Source organism: Pseudomonas sp. NS1(2017) (assembly GCF_002269425.1).
GTDB lineage: Bacteria > Pseudomonadota > Gammaproteobacteria > Pseudomonadales > Pseudomonadaceae > Aquipseudomonas > Aquipseudomonas reactans.
This window is the reverse complement of the sequence record NZ_CP022960.1, coordinates 2,193,469-2,208,471: the sequence shown is the minus strand read 5'-3', so window position 1 is coordinate 2,208,471 and position 15,003 is coordinate 2,193,469. Positions and strand designations below refer to the sequence as shown.

The window sequence follows — 15,003 nt, the reverse complement described above, 5'->3', positions numbered from 1 at the left end:
GAATTCAAAGATGCTATGTCGACGCACTATTGAGCTGCACAAAGGTCCTGCGGCTTTGTCACTCCGGCTAATCCCGCGCGAAGAACTCGCCGACTGGGAGCAGGCCAACCAGCTCTTGATCCGCGCCAATACTCAGGTCGAGGAGTTGATACAGAAGGCAGAAAAAGAGTGCGAAGCGCTGTTGGAAAAAGCCTCACTAGAGATATGGCAGCGGGCAGACACCCTACTCAAACGGTGGGATCACGACCGTCAAGCGATGTGCGAAAGCCTGGAGCACTATGCAACCTCAATCACCCACCAGGCAATTCGCTGCCTGCTGGACGAGACAGTGCCTCACCATAGACTGGCGGCTCTTTGCAAACAATTGCTCGCCAGCCAAGTCCAGGTAGCCGACGCCACACTGCTGTGCCACCCCCATGATCTTGAAGAGATGAAGCAGTGCCTGGTCAATCATCACGTCTCAATCTGGAAGCTCCACGCCGATGAGGCGGTTCCCCATCAGACACTCGTATTGAAAACTGACGAAGGTGACTTTCGCATCAACTGGAACGCAATGCTCGAGAGTTTCTTCACTAACAACAAAGAGTATTGGCTAAACGTTTAGCCGCCCACCCTTTACACGAACGCTTCATAACAAGACCCCATTCATCAACGCCAATTCACGATGCATGAAGGAGAAACCATGGACTTCTTTAACGGTCTTTCTGGCCAATTATTGAGAAACAGCGACGCGGCACACAAACGTTATCAACAACACTCTGCAGACGTTGCCGAAAATGGATCGGATGCAGAGTTCTTCGAGTTGGCGATGAGTAAGGCAACCACTCAAATGGCCTATCTCGAGCATAACCGTGTCAATCACATGCTGCTCAAAAGTGTCTTCGAGAGCTTCCAGTAATGATGAAAGCGCTAGTCAAAGACTGGTTGAGCAGCCACAAAGAGCAGATCACCTTGTTCGAAGGCGACGACGAAATCATGTTGAAGCGCCAGGGGGGAGCCGTGCTGCTGGAGGCCCAACTGACGGCGACGCCATGCACTAACGCCGCCTTGTCCGGCTGGATGCGCCTGAGTGCTGTCAGCCTGAATCATTTCCAAGGTGCATTGGCGCTGAAACCTGATACGGGCGCGCTCTGGTTGATTCAAAGCCTCCAGGGAACGTGTGACCACACGAACCTGCTCAATTGCCTCCAAGCGCTGCTCAACCAGCGTGACACATGGCGTTCCACTGCAGTGCGCCTTACACGGCACGTCAAACAGCTCACACCCACCTCACTACGCTCGATGTCTTACTAATCAGAGAACGCCCTATGCACACCAAGCCCTACAAGCACACTTGCTTGCGCTTTGATTCGCCCGACACATTGTCAAAACGAGCTGGGTGGCGCTGCCTGTTAGCGCTGCCTTGGCTGCTGATACCTGTACCAAGCGCTCTTGCGGCCATTCCTTCTGAATGGAAAAACACTGCATACGCCTACGAGGCCGAGCACAAACCGCTGCGGGAAGTGCTTGAAGACTTCGCCCAGACCTTCGGTACGCGCCTGCAAATCGAAGGACTGCTGGAGGGCAACGTCAATGGCAAGATACGCGCCAATACTCCGCAGTCGATGCTCGACAGGCTGGGAGTAGAACACCGCTTCCAGTGGTACTTGTACAACAATACGCTTTATATCAGCACTCTGGACCTGCAAGAATCGGCGCGGCTGGAAGTTTCCTCAGAGACCATTGCCGACCTCAAGCAGGCGCTCACCGACATAGGCCTGCTCGACAGCCGGTTTGGCTGGGGAGAGTTGTCGGAAGATGGTGTCGTACTTGTCTCTGGCCCTCAACGCTACATCGAACAGATCAAACAGTTCAGCAGTCAGCGCCGCTCACCGGATGAAAAACAAAGCATATTGAGTTACCCGCTGAAGTTCGCCAACGCCGCAGACAACCACGTAGATTACCGCGGCGAGAAGCTCACAATACCGGGGGTTGCCAGCGTTCTGCGCGGGTTGCTGGAGCCACGGTCGTCCTCGACACTCTCGGGGCTGAGCCAGCGCCCGGCATCACAGCCCTCCCCGCTCGCGCCAACTATTCCCAGGCTGAACAACCCTTTGTTAGGACAGATAATCGGTGCGAACGCTACGGGCGGTGGGCAGGACGCCGGTCCAGTACTCACACCGCGCGCATCCGTCCCTACCAGCAGAATTCGCGTCGAAGCCGACGTGCGCAATAACGCGGTGCTGATCTACGACTTGCCAGAGCGCCAAGCCATGTACCGCGAGCTCATCACCCAACTTGATGTCGCGCGCAAATTGGTGGAAATCGACGCGATCATTCTTGATATCGAGCGCACACAGTTGCGTGAGTTCGGGGTGAACTGGGGTTTTCAGAACAGCCGATTTCGCGGTGGAGGCACCAACCTGGCACCTGGCACGTCCTCACAACTGTCCATTGAGAACCGCGAGCGGTTCTACGCAGATATCCGTGCACTTGAAGCCAAAGGACTGGCAACCATGGTCTCCAACCCATCCGTACTGACCTTGGAAAACCAGCCTGCCGTCATCGACTTCAACCGTACGCAATACCTGACACCCGGGCGCCAGGTCGCAACGATCCTGCCAATCACCGTGGGTACCAGCTTCCAGGTTGTTCCCCGGGTCATCACCAGCCGGGGCGGTCACCAGATCCATCTGGCGATAGATATTGAGGATGGAAATTTCGAAGACTCCAACGCAAATTCCAATAATTTCGACGTACGCCGAGGAAAGGTCAGTACCCAGGCCGTGATGGCCGAAAAGCGTTCGTTGGTCGTCGGCGGCTTCCATGTCACCGAAAGTACTGACAAGCAAAACAAGGTGCCCTTGCTCGGCGATATTCCGTTGTTGGGCAAGGCTCTTTTTTCCTCGACCGAACGGCAGAACAATCGGCGTGAACGACTGTTCATTCTTACCCCGCGCGTGATCGGCGACCAGGCCGACCCGTCACGCTACCTGCCCCAGGCCGATCAGGTCGAATTGCAAGCTGCGCTCACTCCGCTGGCCCGACGCTATGCGCCGCACCAGCCAGTGATCAAGCGCAGCGACATCATCAGCACACTGGCGCACCTGGTGAGCGGAGAGGTTCCCAAGGCTTTCAAGGTGGCGCCGATGCCTGTGGGTTTGAGCACCTTGTGCAGCACACGCGACCTGCTGGCGCTGAACAACGAACGCAGCCAATGGTACGCCGGCCCCGAATACAACGTGGCGGTCGTGGTGCTGCGCAACCAGTTCAAGCGCAATGTACGTATCGACGAAAAAGAGTGCAGTAATTCGCAAACACTGGCCGTCAGCGTGTGGCCACGCGCCTGGCTCAAGCCGGGTGAAGAAGCCGAGGTGTTTATCGCCATGCGCCCAGTGGTGAAAGACGAACACCTCAGCGTGCCACGCCCCTCCTTGATCAACTCTGCTCAGAAGGACAAGCCATGAAACGGCACTTAGTGTTTTCCACCTTACTCGGCGCAACGCTGCTCGTCGCAGGCTGCACCCCTACTTGCAAAGGCGACTCCTGCTCGCGCCCGCAGTCGTCCAAGGACAAGATGGTGATCTGGTGGCCGTCGCAGATGCGTGCCGAACCGGGCCCCGCCGGGGAACGGGCGGACTACCAGACGGTGTCGCTGGAACGATGAGCCCGATGGGAATGCCGGACGATCAACGCGAGGTATTTCTGCGCAACCTGGTGAGTGGCACTGCCGCTCACCTGACGCTCGCCGTGGGGGTCAAGGCATGTGCACAGCACGCGGGCAAGCTTCCGGGACTGGCATTACACGTGGCTCGGGAGGCGGTACAAGCCGGGCAGGTGCGGCGGGCGCTGGAGCGACGCTATGAGCAACCATTGGCATTCGGTGGTTGTTTTATTTACCTCGACCCTCAGGATGCCCTGGTCATCTGGCACGCGCTACCGGCAACGAACGGCGCTGTCGACACGATCCTCAGCCGGATGCTGTCACTGGTCAACCTCGAAGCCCTGGACTCACGCCGCAGCCGATGATCAACGCCGCTCAAGCTCTGGCAACTCCAGCGTCTCACGTTTGGCTACGTCATCCAGCTCACGCAAGGTGCGGTAGATAAGCGCCACGGCCTGCAAGGTCTCGCGAGGAATGCTTGCGCCCAGTTTCGCGGTATAGAGCGTTCGGGCCAGCCACACGCATTGAATCACCGGCACCTCGGAGGATTTTGCTCGCGCGATCAATTGACGAGCCTGCGCGTCCGTACCCTTGCTGACCAACATCGGGATCGGCGTCTTGCCGGGACGGTAATACAACGCGACAGCAAAGTGGGTGGGGTTGACCACCAGCATATCGGCCTCTTCCAACTTGGGCAGCTTGACCTTCGGCTCTTCCTGGGCCAGCTGTTGTGCCAATGCGCGGCGCTGACCCTTGACGTGCGGGTCACCTTCCATGTCCTTGTACTCTTTGACCACCTCCACCTGGGTCATACGCATGCGCTTGGCGAAGAAGTGCTTGACCATTGCCAGGTCGATCAATGCCAGCACCAGCAGCATGCCTAGGCAGAGATGCAGCAGGTGACGGAACAGCGCGATCAACGCAACGATGTAACTTTGCAGATCGCTGTTGGCCAGATTGATCAGCGTGTCCAATGAGGGCCAGACCGCCACGTACACAATCAAGCCGATAAGGAACGCCTTCACAATGCTCATGAACAGGTTCATCAGTTGCTGGGCAGAGAACATCTGCTTGAGTTGGCTGACCGGGTTAAGACGATTGAAGTCCAGCTTCAGCGCCTCCGGGGCGAAGAGCATCCCAAACTGCATCCAACTGCTGATCAGCTTCGAGAGAATCGCCACCCCAGCCATCAACAAGGCGAATGAAAAAAACACCACCATTGCCTCGAACAGCACTTCTTCCAGTGCCCGTACAAAAGGCTGTGTGAGGCGAGACATCGGCAATAACAACAATTGCTGGAAGCGTTGCAGGCTGGTCTCGGCAGTAAACAAGGCGATTTCGCTGATGGCCGTCAGTACCAGCAATTTGGCGATATCCTGACTCTGGGCGACCTGACCCTTCTTGCGTTGGTCACGCAGTTTTTTTGCGGACGCCGGATGCTTTTTTTCGCCTGAATCACTCATGGCATCCCGACCTTGAACAGGATTCCCAACGAGCTTTTGAGGTCGCCAAGCTGGCTCATGCGTCCGACGATCAAGTCTTGCAGCAGCGCAAAATACAACAGCAGGATACCAATGCCGGCCAGGCTCTTGACCGGCGGAGCCAGTGAACTCACCTGCAATTGCTGGCTGTAGACGCCAAGCAATGCAATGCCGAATTCCAGCAACAGGAGCACAGCGATAAAGGGCGCGGCGTAGAGCATCATGTGCGTGAAGGTATCGCCAAGCAGCCCGACGAACACGCCCATGCCATTGGCCGTCGGAAGCGGAAACCACACGGTGGGAGGCCAGATCAGATAGCTGTCCCAGATCACCTGAGTCAACGCGCCAAGCCCCAGGGTGACCATCAGCAGAAAGATCGCCAATTGCTTGAACAAATGACCGATCGGCGTCGCATCCGGTCCCAGCGAAGGGTTGAGTTGCCCGCCTGCCAATGCACCGCGCTGGTTGTCCAGCAATGCCCCCACCGATTCAAACAGCCAGAATGGCATGGAGAGCAATACGCCCAGCAGCAATCCAAGGGCCACTTCCTTCAGCACCAGGGCGCCGAGCATCAGTGCGGAGATATCGCTACCTTCCAACATCGCATGAATACCCGGCGCGGGCATCAGCGCCATCACCATTACAAGAACGTGCCTGAGCATGCCGCGTATATGCTGAAAACAAAACGCCGCTACCAGAATGCAACACGGGTAGATACGCGCCATCCCGATCAGCAAACTTGGAAGAAAATCGAGGTATAGCAGCACAGACGAAACCTCAGTTCAGGGCCGAGCGACCGATCATGTCGAAGGTCAGATTGATCAGTTGGATCAACTCAACGCCAATCCAGCGGCCGGTCATAATCAATGTGATGCCCACCGCCACCAGCTTGATACCGAACGGCAGCGTTTGATCCTGTACCTGCATCAACGCCTGCACCAGAGACGTCAATACGCCCACTACCACCGCCACGATCAACGGGGGTGCTGATAGCACTACCACCAGCAGCATGCCTTGCTTGAACAACACGATCGGTTCCATACGCCACTCAGAGATAGGAAAGGAACAGGCTGTCGAGCAGCCGAGACCAACCGGATACCAGCACAAACAGAAGCAGTTTGAGTGGCAACGAAATGGTCATCGGCGAGACCATTTGCATGCCCAGCGCCAGCAGCAGGTTGGAGACAATCAGGTCGATCACGATGAAAGGAATGTAGATCAGAAAACCGATCTCAAATCCAGCCTGCAGTTGGGACAGTACGAAAGCAGGGATCAGCAGAATCAAGTCTTCGCGCCGGACCTCCTGCGCCATTTGCGCAGGCCACAGACGCGCGGTGTTTTCCAGCAGGTGCGTGAGTACATCCGCGTCGACGTTGCGCAGCATGAAGGCACGCAACGGCTGGATTGCCTCATTGCCAGTCTGCAGGAACGCATGCACGTTACTCATGTCCAGGGGTGAAGCCTTGACGCTCTCGGCGATTTCGTATCCCACTGGCGCCATGATGAACAGCGTTGCCGCCAGTGCAATGCCGTTGATGGCCATGCTCGGTGGGACTTGCTGCACGCCAATGGCGTTGCGAGTGATCATCAGCACAATGACGATCTTCAAGAAAGATGTGCAGATGATCAACAGCAGGGGCAGCAGCGACAAAGCCCCAAGAAACACCGCCAGAATAAGGGGATCCAGCCCCTGCAAGGTCATCGACCGAATGTCACGCGGGACAATTGCAGGCCCAGGCGTCCGTCGACTTCCACCAACTGCCCCTGGCCAATAGGTCGGTCCCCATAGAACAGTCCGGCCGTTCCCGGGGCGTAGCCTGTGACCCCCAGCACCGAACCAGGCGCAAGGTTTCGCAACTCGCCCAAGGTCAGGTTCAGCGTTCCGCAGCGTACGTTCAATGCCATGCTCAATTCGTCGAACGGCTCATGGCCGAACACGTCCATCACCTGCTCGTCTTCCTCATGGCCTGAGTAATGGGGGACTGCAAAATTCTCGTCCACAGGCGTGTCCTCGATAGAAGTAAGAGTCAGGCATAACTGCCCGGTATCATCGTCAATGCACCCACGCAGCCGCTGCCGCCCGACCTGTACATAGCCGCTGCCCTGAGCTGAAAAAAAAGCGTGGTCCAGCACCAGCACATCACCGACTCGCAGGCTGCGCGCCTGCACGATCGATAACGACGTGTGCCCCAGCGTCACGGCAATTGCCAGTTGAAACGCCGCCGGCAGGGGGGCGGCAGTGGTACGCCAGGGCGCGGCATCGCACAATGCCAGGAAACTTTCGGGTGTCAGCCACATGTAGCCTACGACCCGAGACGCACCCAGGGTCACAGTGAGCCGGCAGCCAACCCCCCTGGGACGCTCGGTCTGCACTAGGCGCACGTAACCCAACAGCGCTCTCACCTGTGGGCTCAAATGTTGCTGGAACAGCGCCCAGAACCACGATTGTGGGTCATTGCCGGCTTTTGCCAGTGTCACCGGACATTCGCCAAGCAGACTGAGCAGTGGTCCGGCCTCAGCCAACGCCAATACGCCACGCACTGTTTCAAAACACAGCGTCTCGCCACCTGCCGGAGCGCGTCCAGGCTCGATGTTCAACGCACCGCCTTGCCCGGCAACCTGAAACGCCAGGCAGAGACCGCGCCCCAATCGAGCGCGCGCACTGACCGTGTTTCCGTTGACTAAAGGCAATGTCAGTGTCGGTACCATCATGCGTTACCGACATGGGGCAGCCGTAGACTGACCGGCTGCCCCAGTGCCCCCGCCAGTTGAAGTTCACACGCCTGGCGAACGCCACTGAGCCAGCGCGCTGTAGTGTCTTGTTCCGCGTCCAGCTCAATCCCCCAAGCGTTCTGCTCCCGGCGCACACTGGCGTTGATCCGTCCCAGCCGAGGCAAGTACAACACTGCCTGCAGAGGCCATTGCGAACCCGCCATCACACGGGGCACCAGTTGCTCGGTGAGCGCCGTGATCATGGCGACTCCCGATATTTCCTTCGTGCCCGACATGGTAGCCCTTGCCCCATGATCTCCACCGTCATCGATAAACAACCGCGCAAACAACTGCCTGTATTCCCATGGCACACCCCCGATGCCGCCCGCTTCACGATCGTCTCGAGACTCGCGTACACGCGTATGTTCGGTGGCCTTATCAACAATCTGGGTCATATCGACTCCTGCGCCAGTAATAGGGATAACTCCCGAAGTTTTTCCACCTGCCGCAGACACTGAGTGACCTCCTTCTGCGCGCTGCCAACCCGACTTTCCTGTGCGCTCCGTTGATCGCGCAATGCTTCCAACTGGCCCATGTCTCGCCGGGTGCTGGCCGACAGGGAGCGCTCCTGCGCTCCCCAGGACTTAAGCGCCTTGAGGGTCAACACCTGGCCCTGATGCTGATTGAGCAACTGGGCACTTTGCCGGGCCTCCTCCTGCTGAGTCTCTTCAAGCGCGTCCTGGGCTTGCTGGATCTTTGCGAGCAGCATTTGCTGGGCCCGCTTCGCCTCGCGCAGGGCTCGTTCGGCCCTGTCTGCGCGATGCCTGCGCAAGCGTCGCAGGGTTTCAACTTCACCCTGCGGCGTATCAGAAAGGGACATGGGCGGTCAGCTCCTTGAGTTGTGCCAGCGTCTCCTCAAGAGGTGATGGCTCACGCAGGTCCTGACGCAGAAAACCGTCAACCTCCTGACGGCTGTCTACCGCCAAGTCCGTCAGGGCATCGCTACCGGGCTGGTACTCCCCCAACTTGAGCATCAGCTCGATCTGCTGATACGCCGACAGCAAACGTCGCAGCGCCGTGCCCGCCTGGATGTCTGCAGGCTCTGCAACATTGCTCAGGATCCGTGAAAGGCTTGCCAGCACATCCACTGCGGGGTAGTGCCCACGTTCGGCTAATTTGCGCGACAGCACGATATGACCGTCGAGCAACGAACGAACCTCATCGGCCACGGGATCACTCATGGAGTCCTGCTCGATCAGTACCGTATAGATCGCTGTAATCACGCCCTTACGGGTCAACCCCGCGCGCTCCACCAACCGCGGCAGCAGGCTGTAGACCGAGGGAGGCAAGCCTCCGCGCCCCAAAGGCTCGCCGGCAGCCAGGCCGATTTCGCGTTGGGCCCTGGCGAAACGGGTAAGGGAGTCAATCAGCAGCAAGACCCGCTTCCCCTTGCGCCGAAACCCCTCTGCCAATGCCGTGGCGGTGAACGCCGCACGGGCGCGCTCCATGCTCGACCGGTCGGAGGTAGCGCACACCAGTACTGCTTTGGCGCGTAGCTGTTCATCCAACTCATGGTCGAGAAACTCACGAAGTTCCCGCCCGCGCTCACCGATCAGGCCAAACACAATCACATCGCACTCAACGTTACGGGCAATCTCGGCCAACAGCGTGGTCTTGCCGCAACCGGCTCCAGCGAACAGGCCGACACGCTGGCCCTCGCCGAGCGTCAGCAGACCATCGATCGACCGTACGCCGGTGGCCAGCGCCCGGTGTATTCGCGGCCTGTCGGTGGGCAAAGGTGCTTCGCACAAGACGGCACTTGTGTCCGGCAGATCAGCCTCGACAAATGCACTGGGGCCTTCCCCGGTGATCGGCCGACCGAAACCATCCAGCACCTGGCCCAGCAACGTATCGCTGACCTGTACCCGGTGCGATACTCCCAGGCGCTCCACGCTGGCGCCCACCCGTACACCTTCCAGGTTGCCCAAGGCACTGAGCACGGCATCCTGCTGATCGAAACCGATGATTTCGGCCAACATATAGTCGCCAGGATTTTTCTCTACCTGGCACAGGTCACCGATACGCGCCTGGGGCAGCCGGCATTGCAGCAACATTCCGCTCACGCGCTGGATACGCCCACGCATCGTCACCGGCGCAAAGGTGGCCAGCGACTCGGTCTGACGCTGCTGCCAGGCGTCAAGACGCTCACGCAGATCAGCGCTCACCAGCGCACCTCATACCGCTGCGTACCCTTGAAAACCACTTTGCTGTTATCAATCAGAACAAGCCGCAGCCCGTCTACCTCATCGCCTACAAAAAGTCGGCTGCCCTCCTCAAGAACTACGTGGCCATTGGGACCGCCGACGATCTGCAAAATCTTGAACGGCAATACCCCATCACTCACACGCACACGGCTGATCACTGGGACCGAGCTGTCAAACTGCTCACCAAAACGACTGAGCATGCGTGCCACCAGCTCAACATCATCCGGTGAAACGTCCCCACCGAGTGTGACTTGCCCATTGATCACCTGCAGGCTGACGCGTTGGTTCAACTCACGCTCGTTGAGCATCTTCAATAGCTGTTGGCGCACTTCAAACGGGGAGGCCAGCTCTTGTTTCTGAACCACAGGGGGTTTCAAGGAAGCTTGGGCCTCAGGCTCTCCCGTGGACGCCATTCCCACTATCAGGAAAATGACCGTTACCGCCAGCACCAGAGAAATCAGGCGTTTTTGCTGCGAAGGCGAAATGGACGATAACTTGATTGTTCGCGCCGGCTCACTCGACTGCAGCACCGTCACGGCCGAGTGAACCGGCGCCTGGGGCCAGCTTTCCTCGGCCAAGGAGACACACAGACGCACCGTTCCCACAGAAAACGTTACGTTCGGCGCCAGACTCGCGATCTGTGCCGACACCTGCCCCATGGCATCCCGCAACAACCCTGCTTCGGACTGCACCGACCAATTCGAGTCGATGAGCCGAAGGTGTGCATGCCGCTCAGCAATGCCCGGATCGCTCAGTACCAAGTCAGCCTCGGCATGTGCACCAATGCTCCACTGCTGCCCGAACAAAGGCAGCGCCGCACCCTGATGCAATCCATCAAGCACCCGTAACTCGAACATCACCCGGCCCTCCGCGTTGTACGTAACCGAGTTCTCATGCCGCCGCACCACGCATCAGTTCCTCCTGGCCCAGATCAAAGCGTCCCAAGACCTTGACCTTGGAGGCGCTACCCAACTCGGCAAAAGACATCACCGGCACATGATTGAACTCTTCCAACAACAACGTACGCAGCGGACTGCGCAAATCCTGCGCAACCAAAAGCACACTCTTGAGTTTTGGTCGTGCGGAAAAGGCCTGATTGAGCAGATTGATCAACGCCGCGCTGTCATCGTCGCCGAGTGCAAAGAACACTCCCGTCTGAGTCTGGCGAAGTGCTTCACGTAGAGTGCTTTCAGTCTGCGGGGACAACAACCAGGCGTGCAGGCCGTCGGCCTCGCTATATTGGTAGTAGATCTGTGCCTTGAGGGCTATGCGTGCATAGTCGGCCAGCGCTTCCGGCTCACGCTCATGCTGGCCGTACTCGATCAACGACTCGACAATCAGCCGCACCGCTCGCAACGGCACGCCCTCGCTGGCCAAGCGTTGCAACACCGCCGAAAAACGCGACAGTGGCATGATCCGCTGAAGCTCCTGCACCAACTCCGGCTGGCTATGTTCCAGCCAACTGAGGATCGACTTGCTCTCCTGGACCCCCAAAAACTGAGGCCCACTGAGCATCATGGCTTGCCGCATCCGTTCAACGATCAGACTCGCCGCTGTGAAGTGTTCCAGTTGCGGATCATCGAGCAAAGGATCATTCGGTTCCAGCCAGACCCAATGCTGCTCATCGCGCTCGGCCAGACCCAGTTTCGCGTTCTCGGGTTCAGTTGTCAGCGCGTTGCGTTCCACCGCCACTAAACGCACAACCGACGCTTTTACCATCGGCACTTCATGGACACAGAAACGCATTTCGTCATCGTCCAGTGAGTCGTCAAGCTCGACTTCGAATGGCGGCAACGTCAGGCCTATGTTGGCGACCAGCGCATTTCGGGCCTGGCGGATCGCGTGAATAAGATCAGCGACCTCCGGCGTGCCTCGCAGTACCGGGGAGAACTGCAAAAGATAGGGCCTTGACGGATCAAATCCGCGTAAGTCCTCTCGGCCATTTTCTTCGGGACGGACGGCTTGTGCCGCTTCGGGCGCTGGCTGATCTTGCAACCGACGCTGCCGCACAAGGTAGTAACCCAGGGAGCCGGTGATCAGCGAGATCAGGATAAACACCCCGGTCGGCATGCCCGGCACGATTGCGAACGCGAGCATCCCCACCGAAGCAATGATCCAACTCTTGGGCTCGCTAGTCATTTGCCGGGCAATTTCGGCGCCCATGTTGGAGATGCCCTTTTTCCCGTCGGGCGCCACGCGGGTGATGATCATGCCGGCGGTGAGGGAGATCAGCAACGCCGGGATCTGCGCAATCAGGCCATCGCCGATGGTCAATACGGAGTACAGCGCCATCGACTCGCCCGCACTCAAGCCGTGCTGGAACATACCCGTGGAAAAACCACCCAAGAGGTTGACCACGACGATGATCAAACCGGCGATGGCGTCGCCCTTGACGAACTTCATGGCCCCGTCCATGGCCCCGAACAACTGGCTTTCCCGGGACAACTGCTCCCGCTTGTCTCGCGCTTGAGCGCCGTCAATCAGACCCGCACGCAGGTCACTGTCAATGGACATCTGTTTGCCCGGCATCGCGTCCAGGCTGAAGCGCGCTGCCACTTCAGCCACCCGCTCCGAGCCCTTGGTGATCACCAGGAAGTTGACCAGCGTCAGGATCAGGAAGATCACCATCCCCACCGCCAGGTTGCCACCGACCACGAAATTTCCGAAGGCCTCGACGATGTCACCGGCGTCCTGTTCCAACAGGATCAGACGTGTGGTCGCGATCGACAGCGCAAGACGAAACATCGTGGTCAACAACAGAATCGAGGGGAACGATGAGAACGCCAGCGGCCCAGGCAAGTACAGCGCCAGCACGATCAACAAGCATGAGATACAGATGTTGAGGGCGATGAGAATATCCACCAGCCAAGTGGGCAACGGCACGATAAAAATGAAAACGATAGCCAAAACCACAACGGCGCCAAGCACTTCAGCGCGCTGTGCCACTTTGAGCAATACACTATTGATGGCCGACAGCGCGGTCACACCAGGGCCCTCGACCTGCCGGTGATACCCGCCTGGCCGCGCATGGAACGGTCCAGCTCGCCGATCACCGCCAAGAGCGCCAGTAGCGTGTCCTGACGCGCTCGGCTATCAGGCCACAACGCCATGGGCAACTGCTGAAGCAAAGGGTAAAGGGCATTGAGGGATATCACCTGTCGATCCGTCGCCCCCCCTCCCAGCTCATCCCCGAGTTGAAGCAATTCTTCAACCGTGATGCCATTGCCGGCGTACGCTAACATTCGTTGCAGCAAGGTCACCGCGTCCTGTTCGATATTCAGGCGCTGGACCAGCGACCGGCACCCCGTCAACACGGCGCTCAACTGGCCGCAGCTTTGCAGCCCCAGCAACAAGGTACGCAGCAGAGGCGTGGGCATCGACGACACCATCGCCGCAATGTCGTCCGCCAAGGCTTTACGCATGATACCGAGCCCGGTACTGAACCCCTCGCCGCCGTAAACCCCCAGCAGGGCTTGCATCATCGTCGCCAGAGATTGGCGGGTGACTACGCTGGTGTAGTAGAGCGCCCGCAATGCCTGGCGTTCGTTCGGATCAACGCAGGCTGCCTGTAGCGCCACGGCGATGTTCAAGCCAGCCTGAATCTCACCTTTGAAGCGCACCTCCAGCCTGGCAATGGCATCACGCGCGAGGGTTGCCTCGGACGGACGGACTTCATTATCGGCTTGGGCCACCACATGTTTGAGCACCACGAACGCGCGCGCCGGGTCCCCACCTGTAAGGTCCAGTAATTTCTCCAGCGAAGGTTTCTGCAACAGTTGCAGCCTGATTCGACGCGACACGGATGCCAATGTCGCCTGTGCCGGGTGACCCAACTGATCATAAAGCTGCACAAGCTGCTCGGTCGCAGGCACGCGGACGCCCATCTTCCGCTCACTCAGCCTTTGGGTATTGACCGCCACCTCCTCGCTGAACAAGTGCCCAAGGTGATCGACGCCCTTCGTGGGTGAAGGCACGTCAACAGTATTGACAACGGGTTGGTCCAGGCGCTGGACCCCTTGTACATCGTTGCTGGATTCGACTTTCATGGACAGGCCCGCACAGGAAGAGTGTTTCCCTATGTGGAACAAGCTGCCCATTCGGTTCCATCAAACGCCGATCCAAGTTCAATTTGAAAAGACTTGCATGCGCAATCTTTGCGCAGCGCAAACAGTTGCTCAAAAAAAAATGAATTAAAAAAATTAATTGATAAAAAACAGTAGGTTATGTGTTTTTTCCGATTGGCACACGCAGTGCTATGGGGTTCCCGACGAGATTCGTCGACTGCGTCTCCCCTAAGGAAAAAATCATGAATATCCCTATTGAAGCTTTAGCGCACCTTGTTGGCAGCTCGCCTCAATTCATGCTCCACCTGACCGATGACCAGCAAAAAAAACTACGCCGTTTCATACACAAGCGCGTGCTCAACCCGGAAGATGCGGATGATCTTCTTCAATTGACATACCTGGAAGCCTGGCGCAACCGCGATCGCTTCAGCGGCAATGCCACGCTCAGCACCTGGATGTGCGGTATCGCGCAAAACCTTATACGCAACCATTTCAGGCGCCTGTATGCCAAGCCTGTACATTGCGAATTCGATGAGTCGTTGTGGCATGGTCAGGAAAACAATCACGACCTGGATTGGGAATTTGAAATCAACCAGCGCCTGGAAAAAACCTTGAGTGCCATCGACCACCTGCCGATGGAGATGCGCAAGACGCTGTACGCGTCGCTGGAAACCGACGGCAGTTACCAAGACACGGCCGACGTGCTGGACATTCCTATTGGCACTGTTCGCTCTCGCTTGTCACGGGCACGTGAGCACCTCAAGCGCGCCACTCACAACCCCCAGCGCCAATAACGTCACACTACGCGTTGGGCGGCAGGGATATCTGCCCAACTCGAT

Annotated in this window: 18 protein-coding genes; 7 read left to right on the top strand and 11 right to left on the bottom strand. The window is 58.1% G+C overall.

The genetic code is table 11. From position 1 onward, the window contains the following. Positions 1-10: 10 nt before the first annotated feature. The 6 genes from sctL to CI807_RS10395 all read left to right on the top strand — a co-directional run bounded on the left by sctL (position 11) and on the right by CI807_RS10395 (position 4,008). The gene (gene sctL, locus CI807_RS10420; protein WP_095014616.1) at positions 11-604 is read left to right on the top strand and encodes a type III secretion system stator protein SctL; all 594 of its coding nucleotides are present in this window, start codon (positions 11-13) and stop codon (positions 602-604) included. 78 nt (positions 605-682) lie between these two features. Then, positions 683-898 carry a hypothetical protein gene (locus CI807_RS10415; protein WP_016977087.1) on the top strand — a complete coding sequence of 72 codons (216 nt, stop codon included), beginning with the start codon at positions 683-685 and terminating at the stop codon, positions 896-898. Next, positions 898-1,293, top strand: coding sequence for a type III secretion protein (locus CI807_RS10410; RefSeq protein WP_371857993.1), 396 nt, complete (start codon positions 898-900; stop codon positions 1,291-1,293). The genes CI807_RS10415 and CI807_RS10410 overlap by 1 nt, the downstream gene beginning before the upstream one ends. Positions 1,294-1,307: 14 nt before the next feature. Then, positions 1,308-3,446: a type III secretion system outer membrane ring subunit SctC gene (gene sctC, locus CI807_RS10405; protein WP_095014615.1), complete on the top strand. Its 2,139-nt coding sequence runs from the start codon at positions 1,308-1,310 to the stop codon at positions 3,444-3,446. Further along, positions 3,443-3,646, top strand: a complete 204-nt coding sequence (gene hrpT / locus CI807_RS10400) for an HrpT family type III secretion system protein (RefSeq protein WP_095014614.1) — start codon at positions 3,443-3,445, stop codon at positions 3,644-3,646. The genes sctC and hrpT overlap by 4 nt, the downstream gene beginning before the upstream one ends. After that, positions 3,643-4,008 carry a transcriptional regulator gene (locus CI807_RS10395; protein WP_256578743.1) on the top strand — a complete coding sequence of 122 codons (366 nt, stop codon included), beginning with the start codon at positions 3,643-3,645 and terminating at the stop codon, positions 4,006-4,008. The genes hrpT and CI807_RS10395 overlap by 4 nt, the downstream gene beginning before the upstream one ends. Here the strand turns inward: CI807_RS10395 and sctU are convergent, their stop codons facing one another. From sctU to sctW, 11 genes are read right to left on the bottom strand one after another with little or no spacing between them, the layout of a single operon-like run. Next, positions 4,009-5,106 (bottom strand): type III secretion system export apparatus subunit SctU, encoded by a 1,098-nt coding sequence (gene sctU, locus CI807_RS10390; RefSeq protein WP_095014613.1) that lies wholly within the window; start codon positions 5,104-5,106, stop codon positions 4,009-4,011. Continuing rightward, complete coding sequence (sctT, locus tag CI807_RS10385) at positions 5,103-5,891, bottom strand: type III secretion system export apparatus subunit SctT (RefSeq protein ID WP_016977093.1); 789 nt, start codon at positions 5,889-5,891, stop codon at positions 5,103-5,105. Before sctT ends, sctU begins: the two co-directional genes overlap by 4 nt. Before the next feature lie 10 nt (positions 5,892-5,901). After that, a complete protein-coding gene (gene sctS, locus CI807_RS10380; RefSeq protein ID WP_016977094.1) occupies positions 5,902-6,165 on the bottom strand; it encodes a type III secretion system export apparatus subunit SctS in 264 nt (87 codons plus the stop codon). A gap of 7 nt (positions 6,166-6,172) precedes the next feature. Further along, on the bottom strand, positions 6,173-6,826 hold the full coding sequence (gene sctR, locus CI807_RS10375; protein WP_095014612.1) for a type III secretion system export apparatus subunit SctR: 654 nt from the start codon (positions 6,824-6,826) through the stop codon (positions 6,173-6,175). Further along, positions 6,823-7,836, bottom strand: a complete 1,014-nt coding sequence (locus tag CI807_RS10370; RefSeq protein WP_095014611.1) for a FliM/FliN family flagellar motor switch protein — start codon at positions 7,834-7,836, stop codon at positions 6,823-6,825. The genes sctR and CI807_RS10370 overlap by 4 nt, the downstream gene beginning before the upstream one ends. After that, the gene (locus CI807_RS10365) at positions 7,833-8,291 is read right to left on the bottom strand and encodes a type III secretion system HrpP C-terminal domain-containing protein (RefSeq protein WP_095014610.1); all 459 of its coding nucleotides are present in this window, start codon (positions 8,289-8,291) and stop codon (positions 7,833-7,835) included. The genes CI807_RS10370 and CI807_RS10365 overlap by 4 nt, the downstream gene beginning before the upstream one ends. Continuing rightward, positions 8,288-8,716: a YscO family type III secretion system apparatus protein gene (locus CI807_RS10360; RefSeq protein WP_095014609.1), complete on the bottom strand. Its 429-nt coding sequence runs from the start codon at positions 8,714-8,716 to the stop codon at positions 8,288-8,290. The genes CI807_RS10365 and CI807_RS10360 overlap by 4 nt, the downstream gene beginning before the upstream one ends. After that, entirely contained in the window at positions 8,703-10,061 is a 1,359-nt protein-coding gene (locus CI807_RS10355; protein WP_095014608.1) for a FliI/YscN family ATPase, read from the bottom strand. Before CI807_RS10355 ends, CI807_RS10360 begins: the two co-directional genes overlap by 14 nt. Continuing rightward, positions 10,058-10,957, bottom strand: a complete 900-nt coding sequence (locus CI807_RS10350; RefSeq protein WP_095017531.1) for an FHA domain-containing protein — start codon at positions 10,955-10,957, stop codon at positions 10,058-10,060. The genes CI807_RS10355 and CI807_RS10350 overlap by 4 nt, the downstream gene beginning before the upstream one ends. A gap of 34 nt (positions 10,958-10,991) precedes the next feature. After that, positions 10,992-13,085: a type III secretion system export apparatus subunit SctV gene (gene sctV, locus CI807_RS10345; RefSeq protein WP_095014607.1), complete on the bottom strand. Its 2,094-nt coding sequence runs from the start codon at positions 13,083-13,085 to the stop codon at positions 10,992-10,994. Then, on the bottom strand, positions 13,082-14,146 hold the full coding sequence (gene sctW, locus CI807_RS10340; RefSeq protein ID WP_095017530.1) for a type III secretion system gatekeeper subunit SctW: 1,065 nt from the start codon (positions 14,144-14,146) through the stop codon (positions 13,082-13,084). Before sctW ends, sctV begins: the two co-directional genes overlap by 4 nt. Before the next feature lie 260 nt (positions 14,147-14,406). Here sctW and CI807_RS10335 point away from each other — a divergent pair, with 260 nt between their 5' ends. Further along, entirely contained in the window at positions 14,407-14,958 is a 552-nt protein-coding gene (locus tag CI807_RS10335; protein WP_095014606.1) for an RNA polymerase sigma factor, read from the top strand. The last annotated feature ends 45 nt before the right edge of the window (positions 14,959-15,003 follow it).

Excerpts from the sequence above, each read along its gene's own strand:
- sctL (WP_095014616.1), top strand. The coding sequence starts at position 11 with ATGCTATGTCGACGCACTATTGAGCTGCACAAAGGTCCTGCGGCTTTG.
- CI807_RS10335 (WP_095014606.1), top strand. The coding sequence starts at position 14,407 with ATGAATATCCCTATTGAAGCTTTAGCGCACCTTGTTGGCAGCTCGCCT.
- CI807_RS10370 (WP_095014611.1), bottom strand. The coding sequence starts at position 7,836 with ATGATGGTACCGACACTGACATTGCCTTTAGTCAACGGAAACACGGTC.
- CI807_RS10350 (WP_095017531.1), bottom strand. The coding sequence starts at position 10,957 with ATGTTCGAGTTACGGGTGCTTGATGGATTGCATCAGGGTGCGGCGCTG.
- sctS (WP_016977094.1), bottom strand. The coding sequence starts at position 6,165 with ATGGAACCGATCGTGTTGTTCAAGCAAGGCATGCTGCTGGTGGTAGTG.
- hrpT (WP_095014614.1), top strand. The coding sequence starts at position 3,443 with ATGAAACGGCACTTAGTGTTTTCCACCTTACTCGGCGCAACGCTGCTC.
- sctW (WP_095017530.1), bottom strand. The coding sequence starts at position 14,146 with ATGAAAGTCGAATCCAGCAACGATGTACAAGGGGTCCAGCGCCTGGAC.
- sctC (WP_095014615.1), top strand. The coding sequence starts at position 1,308 with ATGCACACCAAGCCCTACAAGCACACTTGCTTGCGCTTTGATTCGCCC.
- CI807_RS10365 (WP_095014610.1), bottom strand. The coding sequence starts at position 8,291 with ATGACCCAGATTGTTGATAAGGCCACCGAACATACGCGTGTACGCGAG.
- sctU (WP_095014613.1), bottom strand. The coding sequence starts at position 5,106 with ATGAGTGATTCAGGCGAAAAAAAGCATCCGGCGTCCGCAAAAAAACTG.
- CI807_RS10415 (WP_016977087.1), top strand. The coding sequence starts at position 683 with ATGGACTTCTTTAACGGTCTTTCTGGCCAATTATTGAGAAACAGCGAC.
- sctR (WP_095014612.1), bottom strand. The coding sequence starts at position 6,826 with ATGACCTTGCAGGGGCTGGATCCCCTTATTCTGGCGGTGTTTCTTGGG.
- CI807_RS10410 (WP_371857993.1), top strand. The coding sequence starts at position 898 with ATGATGAAAGCGCTAGTCAAAGACTGGTTGAGCAGCCACAAAGAGCAG.
- CI807_RS10360 (WP_095014609.1), bottom strand. The coding sequence starts at position 8,716 with ATGTCCCTTTCTGATACGCCGCAGGGTGAAGTTGAAACCCTGCGACGC.
- CI807_RS10395 (WP_256578743.1), top strand. The coding sequence starts at position 3,643 with ATGAGCCCGATGGGAATGCCGGACGATCAACGCGAGGTATTTCTGCGC.